The sequence below is a fragment of the Streptomyces verrucosisporus genome (assembly GCF_017114865.1).
GTDB lineage: Bacteria > Actinomycetota > Actinomycetes > Streptomycetales > Streptomycetaceae > Streptomyces > Streptomyces fenghuangensis.
In genome coordinates this window covers 108,735-124,746 of the sequence record NZ_JADEYH010000004.1, presented here as the reverse complement: position 1 = coordinate 124,746, position 16,012 = coordinate 108,735, and the positions used below count along the sequence as shown (strand labels likewise).

General features: G+C 73.0%; 16 protein-coding genes. 10 read left to right on the top strand and 6 right to left on the bottom strand.

Translation table 11 applies throughout. The annotated features are described in order from the left end of the window. Positions 1-44: 44 nt before the first annotated feature. From IQ279_RS07800 to IQ279_RS07790, 3 genes are all read right to left on the bottom strand, one after another. Positions 45-1,238 (bottom strand): FAD-dependent oxidoreductase, encoded by a 1,194-nt coding sequence (locus IQ279_RS07800; RefSeq protein WP_206347610.1) that lies wholly within the window; start codon positions 1,236-1,238, stop codon positions 45-47. Between the two features lie 121 nt (positions 1,239-1,359). Next, positions 1,360-1,944 carry a TetR/AcrR family transcriptional regulator gene (locus IQ279_RS07795; protein ID WP_206347609.1) on the bottom strand — a complete coding sequence of 195 codons (585 nt, stop codon included), beginning with the start codon at positions 1,942-1,944 and terminating at the stop codon, positions 1,360-1,362. A gap of 77 nt (positions 1,945-2,021) precedes the next feature. Then, positions 2,022-2,270 carry a DUF2277 domain-containing protein gene (locus IQ279_RS07790; RefSeq protein ID WP_206347608.1) on the bottom strand — a complete coding sequence of 83 codons (249 nt, stop codon included), beginning with the start codon at positions 2,268-2,270 and terminating at the stop codon, positions 2,022-2,024. A gap of 80 nt (positions 2,271-2,350) precedes the next feature. Here IQ279_RS07790 and IQ279_RS07785 point away from each other — a divergent pair, with 80 nt between their 5' ends. After that, positions 2,351-3,406, top strand: coding sequence for a glucose 1-dehydrogenase (locus IQ279_RS07785; protein ID WP_206347607.1), 1,056 nt, complete (start codon positions 2,351-2,353; stop codon positions 3,404-3,406). 50 nt (positions 3,407-3,456) lie between these two features. Here the strand turns inward: IQ279_RS07785 and IQ279_RS07780 are convergent, their stop codons facing one another. Beyond that, positions 3,457-5,277, bottom strand: coding sequence for a glycoside hydrolase family 15 protein (locus IQ279_RS07780; protein ID WP_206347606.1), 1,821 nt, complete (start codon positions 5,275-5,277; stop codon positions 3,457-3,459). 216 nt (positions 5,278-5,493) lie between these two features. On the opposite strand from IQ279_RS07780, the gene IQ279_RS07775 reads away from it, so the two are divergent. The 7 genes from IQ279_RS07775 (at position 5,494) to IQ279_RS07745 (ending at position 10,265) form a co-directional block, all read left to right on the top strand. Beyond that, positions 5,494-6,339, top strand: a complete 846-nt coding sequence (locus tag IQ279_RS07775; RefSeq protein WP_206347605.1) for a DUF2382 domain-containing protein — start codon at positions 5,494-5,496, stop codon at positions 6,337-6,339. A 235-nt stretch (positions 6,340-6,574) separates the two neighbouring features. Beyond that, positions 6,575-7,306, top strand: a complete 732-nt coding sequence (locus IQ279_RS07770) for a hypothetical protein (RefSeq protein ID WP_206347604.1) — start codon at positions 6,575-6,577, stop codon at positions 7,304-7,306. 1 nt (position 7,307) lies between these two features. After that, entirely contained in the window at positions 7,308-7,745 is a 438-nt protein-coding gene (locus IQ279_RS07765; RefSeq protein ID WP_206347603.1) for a phage holin family protein, read from the top strand. After that, positions 7,721-8,371 (top strand): DUF3618 domain-containing protein, encoded by a 651-nt coding sequence (locus IQ279_RS07760; RefSeq protein ID WP_206347602.1) that lies wholly within the window; start codon positions 7,721-7,723, stop codon positions 8,369-8,371. Before IQ279_RS07765 ends, IQ279_RS07760 begins: the two co-directional genes overlap by 25 nt. A gap of 71 nt (positions 8,372-8,442) precedes the next feature. After that, the gene (locus IQ279_RS07755; RefSeq protein WP_206347601.1) at positions 8,443-9,429 is read left to right on the top strand and encodes a YihY/virulence factor BrkB family protein; all 987 of its coding nucleotides are present in this window, start codon (positions 8,443-8,445) and stop codon (positions 9,427-9,429) included. Positions 9,430-9,608: 179 nt separating this feature from the next. Beyond that, positions 9,609-9,974 (top strand): phage holin family protein, encoded by a 366-nt coding sequence (locus tag IQ279_RS07750; protein WP_206347600.1) that lies wholly within the window; start codon positions 9,609-9,611, stop codon positions 9,972-9,974. Positions 9,975-10,070: 96 nt separating this feature from the next. Further along, positions 10,071-10,265, top strand: coding sequence for a hypothetical protein (locus tag IQ279_RS07745; RefSeq protein ID WP_206347599.1), 195 nt, complete (start codon positions 10,071-10,073; stop codon positions 10,263-10,265). Between the two features lie 98 nt (positions 10,266-10,363). Here IQ279_RS07745 and IQ279_RS07740 read toward each other — a convergent pair whose 3' ends face one another. After that, positions 10,364-11,197 (bottom strand): SAM-dependent methyltransferase, encoded by an 834-nt coding sequence (locus IQ279_RS07740; RefSeq protein ID WP_206347598.1) that lies wholly within the window; start codon positions 11,195-11,197, stop codon positions 10,364-10,366. A gap of 321 nt (positions 11,198-11,518) precedes the next feature. Between IQ279_RS07740 and IQ279_RS07735 the strand changes: the two genes are divergently transcribed. Together IQ279_RS07735 and IQ279_RS07730 are read left to right on the top strand one after the other, a co-directional pair. Then, entirely contained in the window at positions 11,519-12,403 is an 885-nt protein-coding gene (locus tag IQ279_RS07735) for an RNA polymerase sigma factor SigF (RefSeq protein WP_206347597.1), read from the top strand. A gap of 236 nt (positions 12,404-12,639) precedes the next feature. After that, positions 12,640-13,203, top strand: coding sequence for a hemerythrin domain-containing protein (locus IQ279_RS07730; protein WP_206347596.1), 564 nt, complete (start codon positions 12,640-12,642; stop codon positions 13,201-13,203). A gap of 122 nt (positions 13,204-13,325) precedes the next feature. Here IQ279_RS07730 and IQ279_RS07725 read toward each other — a convergent pair whose 3' ends face one another. Continuing rightward, complete coding sequence (locus IQ279_RS07725; RefSeq protein WP_206347595.1) at positions 13,326-15,899, bottom strand: ATP-dependent Clp protease ATP-binding subunit; 2,574 nt, start codon at positions 15,897-15,899, stop codon at positions 13,326-13,328. Positions 15,900-16,012 lie beyond the last annotated feature (113 nt).

Sequence of the window (16,012 nt, the reverse complement as noted above, 5' to 3'; positions counted from 1 at the left end):
GCGGGGGCTGAAGGGCGCTGAGGAACCCTTGCCCGCCGGCCGGGTCAGGGGCGGAGCCCGGCCAGTTCGGCGGCCAGCCGGGTGCGCCAGGCCGGGACGCGGCCCAGCAGCCGCAGCGTCATGTCGCGGCCGGCGCGGAGGGCCAGGGAGCGGGCGGTGACCGCCCGGGTGAGGCGGTCGGTGAAGGTGATGACGCGTTCGGCCGCCGGGCGCCGCTCCCGCTCGTAGGCGTCCAGCCGGGTGTCCGGTTCCGCTCCGTGGAGGAGGACGTCGGCCAGCGCCCGCCCGAGGGCGCCGGCGTCCTGGATGCCGATGTTCATGCCCTGGCCGCCGGCGGGGCTGTGGACGTGGGCGGCGTCGCCGGCCAGCACGATCCGGCCGGCGCGGTAGCGGTCGGCGATCCGATGGTGGACGTGGAAGCGCGAGCCCCACAGCATCTCGCCGACCCGTCCCTGTCCGCCCGCGCGCTCGTCCAGTACCCGCTGGACGAGCGTGGCGTCCGGTTCTCCGGGCTCCTCGGGTACGGCGGCCACCAGACGGAAGACGTTCCCGGGCAGAGGCGCCACCAGGACCGGCCCGTCCGGGCCGAACAGCATGGACACCTCCCCGCGGCCGGGCCGCCAGTCCATCCGCACGTCCGCCAGCACGAAGGACTGGGCGTAGCGGCCGCCCCGGTAGCCGATGCCGGCGGCCTCCCGGACCGTGCTGCGCATCCCGTCGGCACCGACGGCGTACGCCGCCCGAACGGTCTGTGTTCCTTGCGGACCGTCCACCGTGACGGTCACCCCGCCGGGCTCCTGCCCGAGGCCGGTCACGGTGTACGGGCGGCGCGCCGGGGCGTGGTCGCCGCAGAGGGCGCGGACGCGGTCTTGCAGCACGGCCTCGGTCTCGTGCTGCGGGAGCATCAGCGCGTAGGGGTACGGGGTCGGCAGGCCGTCGAACGTGACGGTCGTCAGCCGGTGCCGTCCCCGGCTCACACCGAACCGCGTCACCCGCAGGCCGCGCTCGACCAGTGGGGCGGCGGCCCCCACCGGCTCCAGCGTCTCCAGGGTGCGGGCGTGGACGACTCCCGCGCGCGAGGTGCCCGCGCCCTGCGGCAGTCGGTCCAGCAGGAGGAAGGCCACGCCGGCGGAGGCCAGGTGGGCGGCCAGGGCCAGGCCGGTGGGCCCGGCGCCGACGATGACGACGTCCGTCCGTCCGGGGAGCGCGGGGGTGGTGGCTTCGGCGGTTCCGCTCATGGGGCAGCACCTCTTCCGTTTGATGCCAACGGTTGTTGGCCAACGTCTGGTGTCAGGATGGCGCGCCGGACGGCATCCAGTCAACAAGTGTTGGCCAACAAACGTTGGCATCCGGGGTGCGTCAGGGTGACTCCGCCGTCAGGTAGCGCTGCACCGTCGGCGCCAGCCAGGCGACGGCCTCCGCCCGCGGCATCCCGGCGGCGGGCGGGAAGCGCAGCACGTACCGGCTCACGGCCATGCCCAGGATCTGCGAGACCACCAGAGCCGCGCGGGCCCCCGCCCGCTCCGGATCGGGGCAGACGGCCGCCACCGCGGGGGCCACCTGCTCCTGGAAGACCGCGCGCATGCGCTCGGCACCCGCGGGGTTGGTGACGCCGACGCGCAGCAGCGCGTTCAGCGCCTCGTCCTCCTCCCAGCGCTCCAGGAAGTGCCCGACCAGCACGGCCCCGGCCTCCTCGCGGGGCACGGCGGCCAGGTCGGGAAGGCGCAGGTCGAACTCGCTGGCCGCCGCGAACAGCCCCTCTTTGTTGCCGTAGTACCGCATCACCATCGAAGGATCGATGCCCGCGTCCCGGGCGATGGCGCGGATGGTGGCGCGCTCGTAGCCGTCGGAGGCGAAGCGCTCACGGGCCGCCTCCAGGATGGCGGCCCGGGTGGCGTCGGAGCGGCGGGGACGGCCGCCGGAGGCGGTGTCGGTCGGCTGCATGGCGGCGAGTCTAGGCCAACGCCCGTTGGCCTCCTCTTCCGTCCGGGGAGCGGGGGCCGGGAGACCGGACGGGGAGGTCAGGAGCGGGACGGGGGTTCCCCGGGCGGCCGGGCGCCGCCCCGGCCGCGTACCTCCAGGTCGTCCAGGAGCTCCCGGGTCGCCCCGGCCACGGCCTCGACGGCGCGCTCGAACGCGGCGCGGTTGTGGGCGGCGGGCGCCCTGAATCCCGAGACCTTGCGGACGTACTGCAGGGCGGCGGCGCGGATGTCCTCGTCGTTCACCTCGGGCGCCATGGGCGGTCGGAGTGTCCTGATGCTGCGGCACATGCCCCCAGTCTGGCGCGTGTCCGGCGCGGCCGGGGGTACCGGGGAGAAACACCGGATCCCGCCCGACGGATGGAGTGGACGTGCAGGCACTGACCGTGGCTCCCGGCCGGAGGAACTCCCTGCGGCTCGACACCCTCCCCGACCCCGAGCCGGGGGAGGGGGAACTGCTGGTGGACGGCCTGGCCGTCGGCGTGTGCGGCACCGACGCGGAGATCGTCTCGGGAGGTCACGGAGCCCCGCCGCCGGACCGGGAGCGGATGGTCGTCGGCCACGAGTCCCTGGGCCGGGTGCGCCAGGCGCCACCGGACAGCGGCTGGGTGCCCGGCGACCTGGTGGTCGGCGTCGTCCGCCGGCCCGACCCCGTGCCGTGCGGGGCCTGCGCCCACGGCTACTTCGACATGTGCCGCAACGGGATGTTCACCGAGCGCGGCATCAAGGGGCTCGACGGCTACGCCTCCACCTCCTGGACGGTCGAGACCGACTACGCGGTGCGCCTGGACCCCGGACTGGAGCACGTCGGGGTGCTCATGGAGCCCGCCACTGTGGTGGCCAAGGCGTGGGACCAGGTGGAGCGCGTCGGCGGGAGGTCCTGGTTCGCCCCGCACTCGGTGCTTGTCACGGGGGCCGGGCCGATCGGGCTGCTCGCCGCACTGCTGGGGCGGCGGCGCGGCCTGGAGGTCCACGTCCTGGACCGGGTGGAGAGCGGCCCCAAACCGGAGCTGGTCCGGCGGCTGGGCGCCGAGTACCACTGCGAGGACGCCGAGCGGGTCATGGAGCGGGTGCGGCCGGACGTGGTGATCGAGGCGACCGGCGCCGCGCCGGTGGTCTTCGGGGTGATGTCGGCCATGGACCCCTACGGAGTGCTCTGCCTGACCGGTCTGTCGCCCGCCGGCCGCACCCTGGAGGTGGACGCCGGATACCTCAACCGCGAGCTGGTGCTGGACAACTCCGCGGTGGTCGGCTCGGTCAACGCCAACCGGCAGCACTACGCCGCCGCGGCGGAGGCCCTCGCCGGGGCGGACCGGGGTTGGCTGGACGCGCTGATCACCCGCCGGGTGCCGCTGGAGTCCTTCGCCCAGGCCTTCGAACGGCGGCCGGACGACGTCAAGACGGTCATCGAACTCGCCCGGCACTGAGCGTGCCGGGCACTCCCGGCCTGGGTGCCCGCTCCTGAGCCTGGCCCGGCTCAGGAGTTCCCGTCGCCGGAGCGGAGGCGGGAGGGGCCCCGGCCCCCGGCCAGGTTCTGCGCGGTGTCGATCAGCGGGATGTGGGAGAGGGCCTGGGGGAAGTTGCCGACCAGCCGCCGGTGCCCGGTGTCGTACTCCTCCGAGAGCAGACCCAGGTCGTTGCGCAGGTCGAGCAGCCGCTCGAACAGCTCCCGGCCCTCCCGCACGCGGCCCTGGAGGATGTAATTGTCGGCGAGCCAGAAGGAGCAGGGCAGGAAGGTGGCCTCGCCCGCGGGCAGGCCGTCCACGGAGTCGGTGCGGCCGCCCATGGTGTAGCGCTGCACCAGGCCGTCCTTGAGCAGTTCCCGCTCGATCGCGGCGACGGTTCCCCTCATCCGCGGGTCGTTCGCAGGCAGGAAGCCCACGGACGGGATCAGCAGCAGCGAGGCGTCCAGCTCCGCGGAGCCGTAGAACTGGGTGAACGTCGCGCGGTCGGGGTCGTAGCCGTACGCGCAGACCTCGCGGAAGATCTCCCGCCGCAGACTCCTCCACCGGTCGGCCGGCCCCTCCAGACCGAAGCGCTCCACGGCCTTGACCGCCCTGTCCGCGGCCACCCAGGCCATCACCTTGGAGTGGGTGAAGTCCCGGCGCGGGCCGCGCACCTCCCAGATGCCGTTGTCGGGATCGCGCCAGTGGGACTCCAGGAAGTCCATCAGCACGCGCTGGACCCGCCAGGCGTCCTGGTCCGGCGGCACGCCGTGGGCCCTGGCCTGGTGCAGTGCGTCCATGAGCTCCCCGTGGACGTCCAGCTGGAGCTGGCCGGAGGCGGCGTTGCCGATGCGCACGGGGCGGGAGTGCTCGTATCCGGGCAGCCAGTCCAGTTCCGTCTCGCTCAGCAGCCGTTCGCCCTCGACGCCGTACATGATCTGCATCCGCCGCGGGGCGCCTGCCAGCGCGCGCAGCAGCCAGTCGCGCCAGGCCACCGCCTCCCGCTCGTATCCGGAGTCCAGCAGCGCCATGAGGGTGAAGGTGGCGTCGCGCAGCCAGCAGTAGCGGTAATCCCAGTTGCGCACACCGCCCAGTTGCTCGGGCAGGGAGGTGGTGGGAGCGGCCACGATGCCGCCGCTGGGCGAGTAGCTCAGGGCCTTGAGCGTGATCAGGGAGCGCACCACCGCCTCGCGGTACTCGCCGGAGTAGGTGCAGCGGCCGACCCACTCCCGCCACCACCGCTCGGTTGCGGCCACCGTCCGGACCAGTTCCGCGGTGTCCGGGCGGTCAGGTTCCCCGTGGCGCAGCCCTCTCCAGGCCAGCCGGAAGCCCACCCTCTGGCCCGCGTCGACGGAGAAGTCGGCGACGCAGCAGCCGTCGCCGTCCACAGTGAAGTCCGCGCCGGAGTCGAGGACGACCACGTCCGGCCCCGCGTAGGCGCGCAGCCGGCGCCCCTCGGGCCGCAGCCAGGCCGGGGTGACGCCGTAGTCGAAGCACAGGCGCACCAGCGAGCGCATCCGCACCCGCCCCTCCAGGCCCTCGACCACGCGCACCACCGAGGGGTGGTCGCCGTCGACGGGCATGCAGTCGGTCACCCGGGCCCGGCCCTCGGGGCCGGCGTACTCGGTCTCCAGCACCGCGCTGTCGCCCCGGTAGCGGCGGGCCAGCGGCCGGGCCCGGTCACGGGGGGCCAGCAGCCAGCGGCCGTGCTCGGGGCGGCCCAGCAGGGCGGCGAAGCACGCGTCGGAGTCGAATCGGGGCAGGCACAGCCAGTCCACCGAGCCGTCGTAGCCCACCAGTGCGGCGGTACGGGTGTCGCCCAGCAGGGCGTAGTCCTCAAGCCGGAGCGGCACGCGGCGTCTCCCTTCGGCCCGCTCGGGTCGCCAGCGGCACGGGTACCCGGTGATCCCGTCGCTACACGGGTGGGCGGGGGAGGAGCTCCCGGGTCGGCGAGGGGAAGGGAAACCATTCATTTTGATCCAGCTTTGTCCTTTTTAGCGGTTTCCAGAGCCTTTCGGGTGGTTATCCGCAGTCTTGGAGCCAGAGGAACCGGCAACGAGGAGAGGCTCATGATCACCAAGGAGCAGATACCCGAGGTACTGGACCACCAGGTCTACGACGCCGAGGGAAAGAAGATCGGAGAGACGGGGCACGTCTTCCTCGACGACGTCACGGGCCAGCCCGAGTGGGCGAGCGTCCGCACCGGGTTCTTCGGCAGCCATGAGACCTTCGTTCCGATCCACGACGCGGCCATGGTGGAGGACCATCTGGAGGTGCCGTACTCCAAGGACCAGGTCAAGGGCGCCCCCCACGTCGACGTGGATCAGGGCGGGCATCTGTCCGAGCAGGAGGAGCGCCGGCTGTACGACTACTACGGCGTCGACTGGGGCGGCTACGGGCAGGAGACGACGGGCCGCACCGGAACCGCGGACACCACGGGTACGGCGGACACCGAGGGCACGGCCGCCGCGGCGGGTACGGCCGGCACGGCCGGGGGCCGCGCCGGTACGGGCGGAACCCGCGGCCGGGGCGAGGCCATGACGCGCTCCGAGGAGGAGATGCGCGTCGGCGTCGAGCGCCAGGAAGCCGGCAAGGCCCGGCTGCGCAAGTACGTCGTCACCGAGGACGTCCAGAAGACGGTGCCCGTGCGGCGCGAGGAAGTCCGCGTGGAGCGCGAGCCCATCACCGAGGAGAACAGGGACGAGGCCGTGAGCGGCCCGGAGATCTCCGAGGCCGAGCACGAGGTGACCCTGCACGAGGAGCGCCCGGTGGTCGAGACCGAGACGCGTCCGGTGGAACGGGTGCGCCTGACCACGGACGAGCGCACCGAGGAGGAGACGGTCCAGGGGCAGGTGCGCAAGGAGCGCATCGAGGAGGAGGAGACTGCCGAGGACGAGCGGCGCCGCCGCCGCTGAACCGCCGGTTCCATCCCCCCGGGGCCCGTTCGGAGACGTCCTTTCCGTGCGGGCCCCGGTCGTGTCGGAGCGTCGCCGGGGTGCGGCCGAGGCGCCGGCGGAGAGCGGCCGGAGGGCCGGGCAAAAGGGAATGTTGTGTGAATGCCGGGTCGAAGGCAGGGTACTTCGCCCTTCGTGAGCCACTAGTCACATATGACGCAAAAGGCAAATTTCGCAGGACCAACTGGAGGCACCGGTGAGTGAATCTCCGATCACGGGCAACGGCCCCGCACAGCAGACAGGCCAGACCGCGAAGCAGGAGACCCGCGCCACGGCCGACCGGGCGAAGGAGGCCGCGGGCACCGTGGCCGGCAGCGCCAGGGAACAGGCGCGCAATGTGACGGGCGAGGCCCGCGACCAGGTCGCCGGCATGGCGGACCACCTCAGGGAGCGTGCCACGCGGGAGGCGGACACGCAGACCAGGAGGACGGCCGACACCATACGCCAGTGGGCCGACGACCTGTCGGGCATGGCGGAGAACACCCGGTCCGACTCCCCGGTGCGGAACCTGGCGACCCAGGCCGCCGACGGCGGCCGCCGCGCGGCGGACACGCTGGAGGAGCGGGGCGTCGGCGGCCTGGTCGAGGGCGTGGAGTCCTTCGCACGCCGTCGTCCGGGCGCGTTCCTGGCGGGTGCGGCGCTGGCCGGCTTCGCCATCGGGCGCGTGGCCAAGGCGGGCAGCAAGTCGGCCCGGCAGGGGCAGGACGGTTCCGGTACGGCGCAGGCGCAGGGTTACGAGGCCTACCCGCCGACCCCGGGCGCCGCGGTTCCCACCGGGCCGGGCGGAGAGGTCCGGCAGATGCCCGGCTACGGGGAGCCCTCCTACGGCGCCACCCCGGGAGCCCCGGGTACCACCGGCACCGGCGGCTACGGGGCCACCGGCACCTACGGGGCCCCCGACGTCCCCCGCCGTCCGGAGGTGGGCTGACATGGCGTACACGGCTCACCGGCCGGACACCGACCTGGAGGCCCGGGGCAGGACGACGCAGGAGGACGCCTCGATCGGCGAGCTGCTCTCCGCGGTCACCTCGGACGCGCAGAAGCTGTTCCGGCAGGAAGTGGAACTGGCCAAGGCCGAGATCCGCGAGGAGGCCACCAAGGCGGGCAAGGCCGCCGGCATGTACGGCGGAGCCGGGTTCGCCGGCTACATGACCGTCCTGTTCGCCTCCCTGGCGCTCACCTTCGGTCTGGCCAACGTCATGGACTGGGGCTGGGCGGCGCTCATCGTCACCGCCCTGTGGGGTGTGGCCGCGGCCGTGATGTACGCGATGGGCCGTTCGAAGATGAAGCAGGTCCACCCCAAGCCGGAGCGCACCGTCCAGACCCTCAAGGAGGACGCCGAATGGGCACGTCACCCGACGAGCTGAGGGCTCAGATCGACACCACCCGGCAGGAGCTGTCGGAGGACGTCGGCAGGCTTGCCGACCACGCCAACCCCCGCCACGCCGTCCGCCGCCGCAAGGAGCGGGCGCGGGGCAGGATGACCGTAGTGCGGGAGCGAGTCATGGGAACCACCTCGGACACGACGCAGTCGGCCCGTGAGAGCGCCGGGCACACCGCGGACAGGGCGCGCGAGGGAGCCGGACAGGCGGGCGAGGCCGTCAAGGCCGCCCCCCACCACGCCGCGCGGAAGACCCAGGGCAACCCGCTGGCCGCCGGTGTGATCGCCTTCGGCGCCGGGATGCTGGCGGCCTCGATGCTGCGCAGTTCGCAGAAGGAGGAGCAGGCGGCGGGCCGTCTCTCCCAGAAGGCGGGCGGACTGGCCGAGCCGGTGAAGGAAGCGGCGATGGAGTCCGTGGAGCACCTCAAGCAGGACGCCAGGCAGTCCGGCCAGCAGGCGGCCCAGCAGGTCAAGGAGACCGCCTCGGACGCCGCCCGCACCACCGCCGAAGAGGCCCGCGGGCAGGCCGGGGAGGTCAAGGGGCAGGCCCGCCAGTCCGGGCAGAGCGTGGCCGGCGAGACCCGCCGCCAGGGCCCCGGCTCGGCGCACTGAGGCAGGCTCCGGCGGCTGTCGCCCCCGCCCGTGCGGGCGGGGGCGACCGGGAACGGACGAGGTGCCACCACATGACGAAGCACGAGAGCCGGCAGCGGGACGGTTCGGCCGGGCAGACCCCCAAGAAGCCCACCGACCTGCCGAAGAGGTCCTGGAAGGACGTGCTGAAGCGCACGGTCGCCGAGTTCAAGGACGACAACATCACCGACTGGGCGGCCGCCCTCACCTACTACGGAATCCTGTCGATCTTCCCCGCGCTGCTCGCGCTGGTGTCGATCCTGGGCGTGATCGGCAGTTCCGCGATCCAGCCCCTGATCGACAACCTCGGCAGCATCGCGCCGGGAGCCGCGCGCGACATCCTCGAGAGCATGCTGACGCAGCTCCAGAACAACCAGGGCGCCGCCGGATTCGCCCTGGTCATCGGTGTCGCGCTGGCGGTGTGGTCGGCCTCCGGATACGTCGCCGCCTTCATGCGGGCCTCCAACGCCGTCTACGACATCGAGGAGGGGCGCCCGATCTGGATGACGCTGCCCGTGCGGGTGGGCGTCACCCTGACCCTGCTGGTGCTCCTGGCGCTGAGCTCCATCGCGGTGGTCTTCACCGGCGACATCGCACAGCGGGCCGGTGACGTCATCGGCCTGGGCGAGACCTTCCTGACGGTGTGGAGCATCGCCAAGTGGCCGGTGCTGGTCCTGCTCGTCGCCTTCATGATCGCGCTGCTGTACTGGGCCGCGCCCAACGTCAAGCGCCGCTTCCGCTGGATCAGCCCCGGCAGTCTGGTCGCCGTGCTGCTGTGGATCGTGGCGTCGGCCGCCTTCGCCTTCTACGTCGCCAACTTCGGCAACTACAACAAGACCTACGGCAGCCTGGCGGGCGTGATCATCTTCCTGATCTGGCTGTGGATCACCAACATCGTGATCCTGCTGGGCCAGGAGCTCAACGCCGAGATCGAGCGCGGCCGGGCCATCGAGGCGGGGCATCCGGCCGAGGAGGAGCCCTACGTCGAGCCGCGCGACACCCGCAAGTTCCCGGACGACAACCCCAGCGGCCGGGACTGACCCCCGGCCCCGCGCACACCGGCCCCCGGCCGCTTCGGCCGGGGGCCGGCGCACACCCGGACGGAGGCGGGCATCGGACGGACCCCGGCGGGTACGGGGGCAGCAGCGGGGTGCCGCGCCGCCGGGCGCGGCGGGAACACGAGCACCGGGCGGACCGGGCCCGGAGGGAGAGGGAGACGATGCCGCAGAGCGGGACCGCGGGCGAGCACATCGCCGACGCCGTGGAGCAGGTGACCCGGGAGGCGTCCGAGCTGTTCCGCGACCGCTTCCAGGGGTTCGGCGACGGGCTGCGCAGTGCCGCCCGGCAGGCGGGCGCGGGCGGTGCGCTGCTGGGCGGCGCCGGGGTGTGCGCGCTGCTGGCGGTGGGCTCCGCCCACCGGGCGGCGCTGCGTGCCCTGGAGTCCGCCCTGCACCCGGCGCAGGCGGCGGCCGTGCTCACCCTGGCCTACGCCGCGGGGGCCGGGGCGATGGCGAGAGCGGGCCGCGACCGGCTCAGGGCCGCCGGGCGCGCCTCGGGGGCGAGCCCGGCACCGACCGGCCCGTGACCGTGTGTCCCGTGCCGGGCGAATCAGCCGGGAATGCGGGGGTACGCAGCAGACAACCCCGCTCATGGGGGCGGAACCGAACAGAGGAGGCTCGCTGTGAAGGGTGAACACGAGAAGGAAGAGTCCTCCGCGCCGCGGCCGACGCACCTGCGCACCGGCAGTGAGCAGCCGGTGGACCCGGAGGACCTGGTCAGGCTGTCCGGCCGCGAGCCCACGCCGGAGCGGATCGAGAAGGCGCGCAGGGAGCTGGAGGAGCACGGAGCCGCCGCCGTGGAGAAGTACCTCCCCTAGGGCCGCCCCCGGGGCCGCGGCGGGTCTCCCGCGGCCGTTCCACGGCACCGCCCGCCGCGCGGGCGGTGCCGTTCACCGGACCGCCGTGCTCCCGGTCGTCACGGTTTGACGCCGACCCCGCCGTACTCGTCCACGGCGGGGGGAAGGCCGCCGGAGAGCGGCGCATCGGTGGGTGGGGTCTGCGGACGCCACCGCGAGACCGGCACCACCCCCGGCTCCAGCACCTCCAGGCCCCTGAAGTACCCGGCGATCTGCTCGGGGGTGCGCAGCAGGTAGGGAACCCCGGCCATCTCGTTGTAGAACCGCTGCGCGCGGTTGAAGGCCTCATTGCCGTCGGTGCCGTCGTTGCTCACCAGGCAGCTGCCCGACGGCAGGGCGGCCATCAGCCGCTTCACGGTCGCCCTGGCCTCGTCGTAGTTCTCGATGTGGCCCAGGATGTTCATCAGCATCAGGCCGACCGGCCGGTCGAGGTCCAGGGTCCGGGCGGCCTCGGCCAGGATGGTGTCGGGGCTGCGCAGATCGGCGTCGATGTAGGCGGTGGCGCCCTCGGGGGTGGAGGCCAGCAGGGCCCGGGCGTGGGCCAGGACCAGGGGGTCGTTGTCGACGTAGACGATCCGGGACTCGGGTGCGACCCGCTGGGCGACCTCATGGGTGTTGTCGGCGGTCGGCAGCCCGGTGCCGATGTCCAGGAACTGCCGGACACCCAGCTCGCCCGCCAGGTGCGTCACGGCGCGGGAGAGGAAGCCCCGCGAGGCGCGGGCGAGCTCCACGATCCCGGGGAAGATCTCCTGGTACTGGTCGCCCGCCTCGCGGTCGGCGGTGTAGTTGTCCTTGCCGCCCAGCCAGTAGTTCCAGATCCGCGCCGAGTGCGGGACGCTGCGGTCGATCGCGGGCGGCGCGTCCCGGTCGGTGCGGGGTCGGCCGTCGGTCATGGGGCCCTCCTGGTCCTGTGCGCTGTGGTGACGGCGGCCGGCCCGGCCGCCGTCACCACAACCTAGGACCTGTCGCCCTCCGCGCGCCGGTGGTCGCGCGGTCGGGCGAGAGGCCGAGCGGCTCCGGGCCCGCAGGCCGCTGCGGACATGCCATTAACGCGTGCGTGTTGTGAGAAGTAAATCCGCTATGGTGGCATTTACCCCGGGCGATTAACAGACATCGTGTGTACATAGGCAAAACCTCACCCGGATGGGCGTGTGAGTTGTTCGGGCCCGGGTACGCGCCGTGCTGCACATGACAGATCAAAAGAGGAGGGCACGATGCGTACTCTGAGCCCGGAGGTTCAGCTGACGAGCGGTGACGTCTTGCCGGACCAGGAGCAGGAGACCGCCTCCACTGATCTGCCCGAACTGCCGAGAATCGAGGACGCGGGCAAGGTCGCGCCCCGCGACGCCCGGCAGCTTTCGAAGCTGTTCTTCGAGCGCCTGCGCGTGCTGGAGGAGGGGACGCACGAGTACCAGTACGCGCGCAACACCCTCATCGAGCTCAACCTGACGCTCGTCAACTACGTCGCCTCCCGGTTCCGCCACCGCGCGGAGCCCATGGACGACATCGTCCAGGTCGGCACCATCGGCCTGATCAAGGCCATCGACCGTTTCGACCTGAGCCGCGAGGTGGAGTTCACCTCCTTCGCCGTCCCGTACATCGTGGGGGAGATCAAGCGCTTCTTCCGGGACACCAGCTGGGCCGTGCGCGTTCCGCGCCGGCTGCAGGAGCTGCGCATCGAGCTGGCCCGGGCGAACGAGGAGCTCGGCCGCCGGCTGGGCCGCTCCGCCACCACCGAGGAGCTGGCGGAGTTCATGAACGTCACCGTCGAGGAGGTCATCGAGGGGCAGGTGGCCAGCAACGGCTACGTCGCCGGCTCCCTGGACCTTCCCGTGGGCGACGAGGGCAAGGACACCCCCCTGGCCGACCAGCTCGGGGACGTCGACCCGGCCCTGGAGAAGGTGGAGAACCTCCACGCGCTCAAGCCGCTGATGGAGCAGCTCGACGAGCGCGACCGGCGCATCCTGCAGATGCGCTTCGGCGGCGACATGACGCAGTCGGAGATCGGCGCCGAGCTGGGGATCTCGCAGATGCACGTCTCCCGGTTGCTGAGCAGGGCGCTGGCACGCCTGCGCGAGGGCATGCTGACCCAGAAGTGAGCCGGACGGCCGGCGCCCGCCGAGGGCGGGGCGCACGGCGACGCGGGGCCCGCGGCCGGGAGGCCGGGCCCCGCGTCGCCGTTTCCGGAACGCGTCCTCGGGGGCGTTCGGTCCCCTGCGGGGCGCGTACGGCACCGGGTCACCGGGCGTTAACCACCTCGGACTGCGGGCACACGGTCGGTGTGCCCGCCCTCCGGCGGGCGCCTGTGACAGACGGCGAAAGGAAGACACCGGCCATGGGACACGGCGGAGACATCATCCAGGAGCTGAGCACGGACCACCGGGAGGTCGAGGAGCTCTTCGGCAGGATCGAGGCCATGCCCGTGGGAGACGCGCGGCGCAAGGAGTTCGCGGACCAGGCCGTCATGGAGCTGGTGCGGCACTCCGTCGCCGAGGAGCAGTACCTGTACCCGGCGGTGCGGGAGATGCTCCCCGACGGCGACGAGATCGCCGACAGGGAGATCGAGGAGCACTCCGCGGCCGAGCGCACCATGAAGGTGATGGAGGGGCGCGGCGCCGACGACCCCGAGTTCGACCGGCTCGTCGCCGAGCTGATGACCGAGATCCGCTCCCACATCGCCGACGAGGAGCGCAATCTCTTCCCGCGGCTGCGGCAGGCGGCGACCCAGGAGCAGCTGGACAAGCTGGGCGACAAGGCGCGCACCGCGAAGAAGACCGCCCCGACGCGCCCCCACCCCTCGGCCCCCGACACCCCGCCGGCCAACAAGGTCATGGACGCCGGCGCGGGCATGGTCGACCGGCTCCGCGACGCCCTCACCGGCCGGGGCAAGGGCTACTGAAGGCCTCCGCCGAGGGCTCACCGGGCCCCACCCACCGAACCACGTGCGGCGGCCGCCTCTCCCACCCGGGAGAGGCGGCCGCCGCACATGCGTACCCGGGCGCGGGCCCGGGTACGCACCGCCTACGGCGCCGTAGGCGCGGCCGCCCGGTCCCGCTGGAAGACCAGAGCGCCGTCCGACACGTCCACCCGCAGCCGGGTGTGCGGCGCCAGTTCGCCGCTCAGCAGCATCCGCGAGAGCTGGTTGTCCACCTCCCGCTGGATGGTGCGGCGCAGCGGCCGGGCCCCGTACTCCGGCTGGTAGCCGTGCCGGGCCAGCCACTCCACGGCCTGCGGGGTGAAGTCCACCTCCACGTCCTGGGCGTGCAGCCGCCGCCGCGTCTCGTCCAGCAGCATGTCCGTGATCCTCCGCAGCTGCTCGTCGGAGAGCTGCCGGAAGACCACGATCTCGTCGATGCGGTTGAGGAACTCCGGACGGAAGTGCTCGCGCAGCGGGCGCAGCACCCGCTCGCGCCGGGCCGCCTCGTCGGCCTCGCCGCCCGCCGCGCCCGGGGAGAAGCCCAGCGCGCCGCCGCGTCCGGTGATGGCCTCGGAACCGAGGTTGCTGGTCATCACGATGACGGTGTTGGTGAAGTCCACCGTGCGGCCCTGGGAGTCCGTCAGCCGCCCGTCGTCCAGCACCTGGAGCAGGATGTTGAAGACGTCCGGGTGCGCCTTCTCCACCTCGTCCAGCAGCAGCAGCGAGTACGGGTGGCGGCGCACCGCCTCGGTCAGCTGACCGGCCTCCTCGTGGCCGACGTACCCGGGCGGTGCGCCGACCAGGCGGCTGACGGTGTGCCGCTCCTGGTACTCGCTCATGTCCAGGCGCACCATCCGGTCGTCGGTGCCGAACAGCGCCTCCGCCAGCGCGCGGGCCAGCTCGGTCTTGCCCACGCCGGTGGGACCGAGGAAGAGGAAGCTGCCGATCGGGCGGTCGGGGCTGGACAGCCCGGCCCGCGAACGCAGCACGGCGTCGGCGACGACGGAGACCGCCTCGTCCTGGCCCACCACCCGCCGGTGCAGATGCTCCTCCAACCCCAGCAGCCTGGCCTTCTCCTCCTGGGTGAGGGTGCTGACGGGGATGCCGGTCTGCCGGGAGACGATGTCGGCGATGTCCTCCACACCGACCTCGGCGATACGGTCGCCCACCGGCTGCTTCCCGCCCCCCTCGGCGGCCTGCCGCTCCACCTCCGCCAGGCGGTCGCGCAGCTCCTTGGCACGCTCGTAGTCCTCGTCGGCCACCGCCTGGTCCTTGTCGCGCCGCAGCTGCTCGGCCTCGCGCTCCAGGGCCCGCACGTCGGTGCCCCGGGTGGAGGAGCGCAGCCGCACCCGCGCGCCGGCCTGGTCCATCAGGTCGATCGCCTTGTCCGGCAGGAAGCGGTCGGTCAGATAGCGGTCGGACAGCTCCACGGCCGCCAGCAGCGCCTCGTCGCTGTAGCGGACCTGGTGGTGCGCCTCGTAGCGGTCGCGCAGCCCCCGCAGGATCTCCACGGCGTCGGCCGTGGTCGGTTCGGGGACCAGGACGGGCTGGAAGCGGCGGGCCAGCGCGGCGTCCTTCTCGATGTGGCGGCGGTGCTCCTCCAGCGTGGTGGCGCCGATGACGTGCAGCTCGCCGCGGGACAGAGCGGGCTTGAGCATGTTGCTGGCGTCCATCGCGCCGCTCTCGCCCCCGCCCCCGGCGCCCACCACCGTGTGCAGCTCGTCGACGAAGACGAGCAGCTCGTCGGTGTGCTCGCGGATCTCGTCGATGATGCCGCTGAGCCGCTCCTCGAAGTCGCCGCGGTAGCGGGTGCCGGCGACCACGCCCGCGAAGTCGAGCTGGACGACGCGGCGGCCCAGCAGGTTGTCCGGCACGTCGCCGTCGGCGATGCGCTGGGCCAGACCCTCCACGATGGCGGTCTTGCCGACGCCCGCCTCGCCGATCAGCACCGGGTTGTTCTTGCCCCGCCGGGCCAGGATCTCGATGGTCTGCTCGATCTGCTCGTCGCGGCCGATCACCGGGTCGATGCGGCCCTCGCGGGCGAGTTCGGTCAGGTCGCGGCCGAACTTGTCCAGATTCGGCGTGCTGCCTCCCCCCGGCCGCCCTCCGGGGGCGGGCTGGCGTTCGCCGGCCGGGCCCGGGCCGCCGGGCTGCGGCCCCTCCGGGAGCCCGGAGCGCGGATCGAAGTGTGCGGCGTTGAGGATCTGGCCGGCCGCGGAGTCCCGGTTGGCGGCCAGGGCCACCAGCACGTGCTCCGGGCCGATGTAGGACGAACCGGAGGAGCGGGCGACCTGGTGTGCGTCCATCAGGGCGCGCTTGACGGCGGGGCTGACGGAGATGGAGGAGCGCGGCGGGCCGTCCCCGGCGTGCCGGTCGATCTCGGAGACGATGGTGTCGGGATCGCCGCCGGCGCGGGAGACCATGGCGCGGGTCGGGTCGGTGGTGAGCGCCGCCCGCAGCAGGTGCTCGGTGTTGAGGTCGGTGCTGCCGTGCTGCGCGGCGTAGGACGCCGCGGAGGAGACGAGCTGCCGGGCGGGCTCGCTCATCAGCCGCACGAAGTCGAAGTACCGGGGCCCCGGCCGCTGCCCGCCCGACGACGAGGCGCCCAGGAAGCGCGCGAGGAACTCTCCGAGCGGATCCCGGCCGAAGTCCTCGGGACCCATGTACCCGCTGGTCATAGATGTCCATCCCGCCGGCCCGGCGGTCCGGGCCGCGCTGCTGTCTCGGTGCGTCTGTCTCGACGCACCGGGGTTCCCCCTCGGGCCGGTACGACACGTCGGGTACGGCCCCA

Bases quoted from the DNA above. Each gene is read 5' to 3' on its own strand.
- IQ279_RS07795 (WP_206347609.1), bottom strand. From the start codon at position 1,944: ATGCAGCCGACCGACACCGCCTCCGGCGGCCGTCCCCGCCGCTCCGAC.
- IQ279_RS07800 (WP_206347610.1), bottom strand. From the start codon at position 1,238: ATGAGCGGAACCGCCGAAGCCACCACCCCCGCGCTCCCCGGACGGACG.
- IQ279_RS07725 (WP_206347595.1), bottom strand. From the start codon at position 15,899: ATGACCAGCGGGTACATGGGTCCCGAGGACTTCGGCCGGGATCCGCTC.
- IQ279_RS07765 (WP_206347603.1), top strand. From the start codon at position 7,308: ATGGCGTACACGGCTCACCGGCCGGACACCGACCTGGAGGCCCGGGGC.
- IQ279_RS07760 (WP_206347602.1), top strand. From the start codon at position 7,721: ATGGGCACGTCACCCGACGAGCTGAGGGCTCAGATCGACACCACCCGG.
- IQ279_RS07790 (WP_206347608.1), bottom strand. From the start codon at position 2,270: ATGTGCCGCAGCATCAGGACACTCCGACCGCCCATGGCGCCCGAGGTG.
- IQ279_RS07730 (WP_206347596.1), top strand. From the start codon at position 12,640: ATGGGACACGGCGGAGACATCATCCAGGAGCTGAGCACGGACCACCGG.
- IQ279_RS07750 (WP_206347600.1), top strand. From the start codon at position 9,609: ATGCCGCAGAGCGGGACCGCGGGCGAGCACATCGCCGACGCCGTGGAG.
- IQ279_RS07755 (WP_206347601.1), top strand. From the start codon at position 8,443: ATGACGAAGCACGAGAGCCGGCAGCGGGACGGTTCGGCCGGGCAGACC.
- IQ279_RS07735 (WP_206347597.1), top strand. From the start codon at position 11,519: ATGCGTACTCTGAGCCCGGAGGTTCAGCTGACGAGCGGTGACGTCTTG.
- IQ279_RS07775 (WP_206347605.1), top strand. From the start codon at position 5,494: ATGATCACCAAGGAGCAGATACCCGAGGTACTGGACCACCAGGTCTAC.
- IQ279_RS07740 (WP_206347598.1), bottom strand. From the start codon at position 11,197: ATGACCGACGGCCGACCCCGCACCGACCGGGACGCGCCGCCCGCGATC.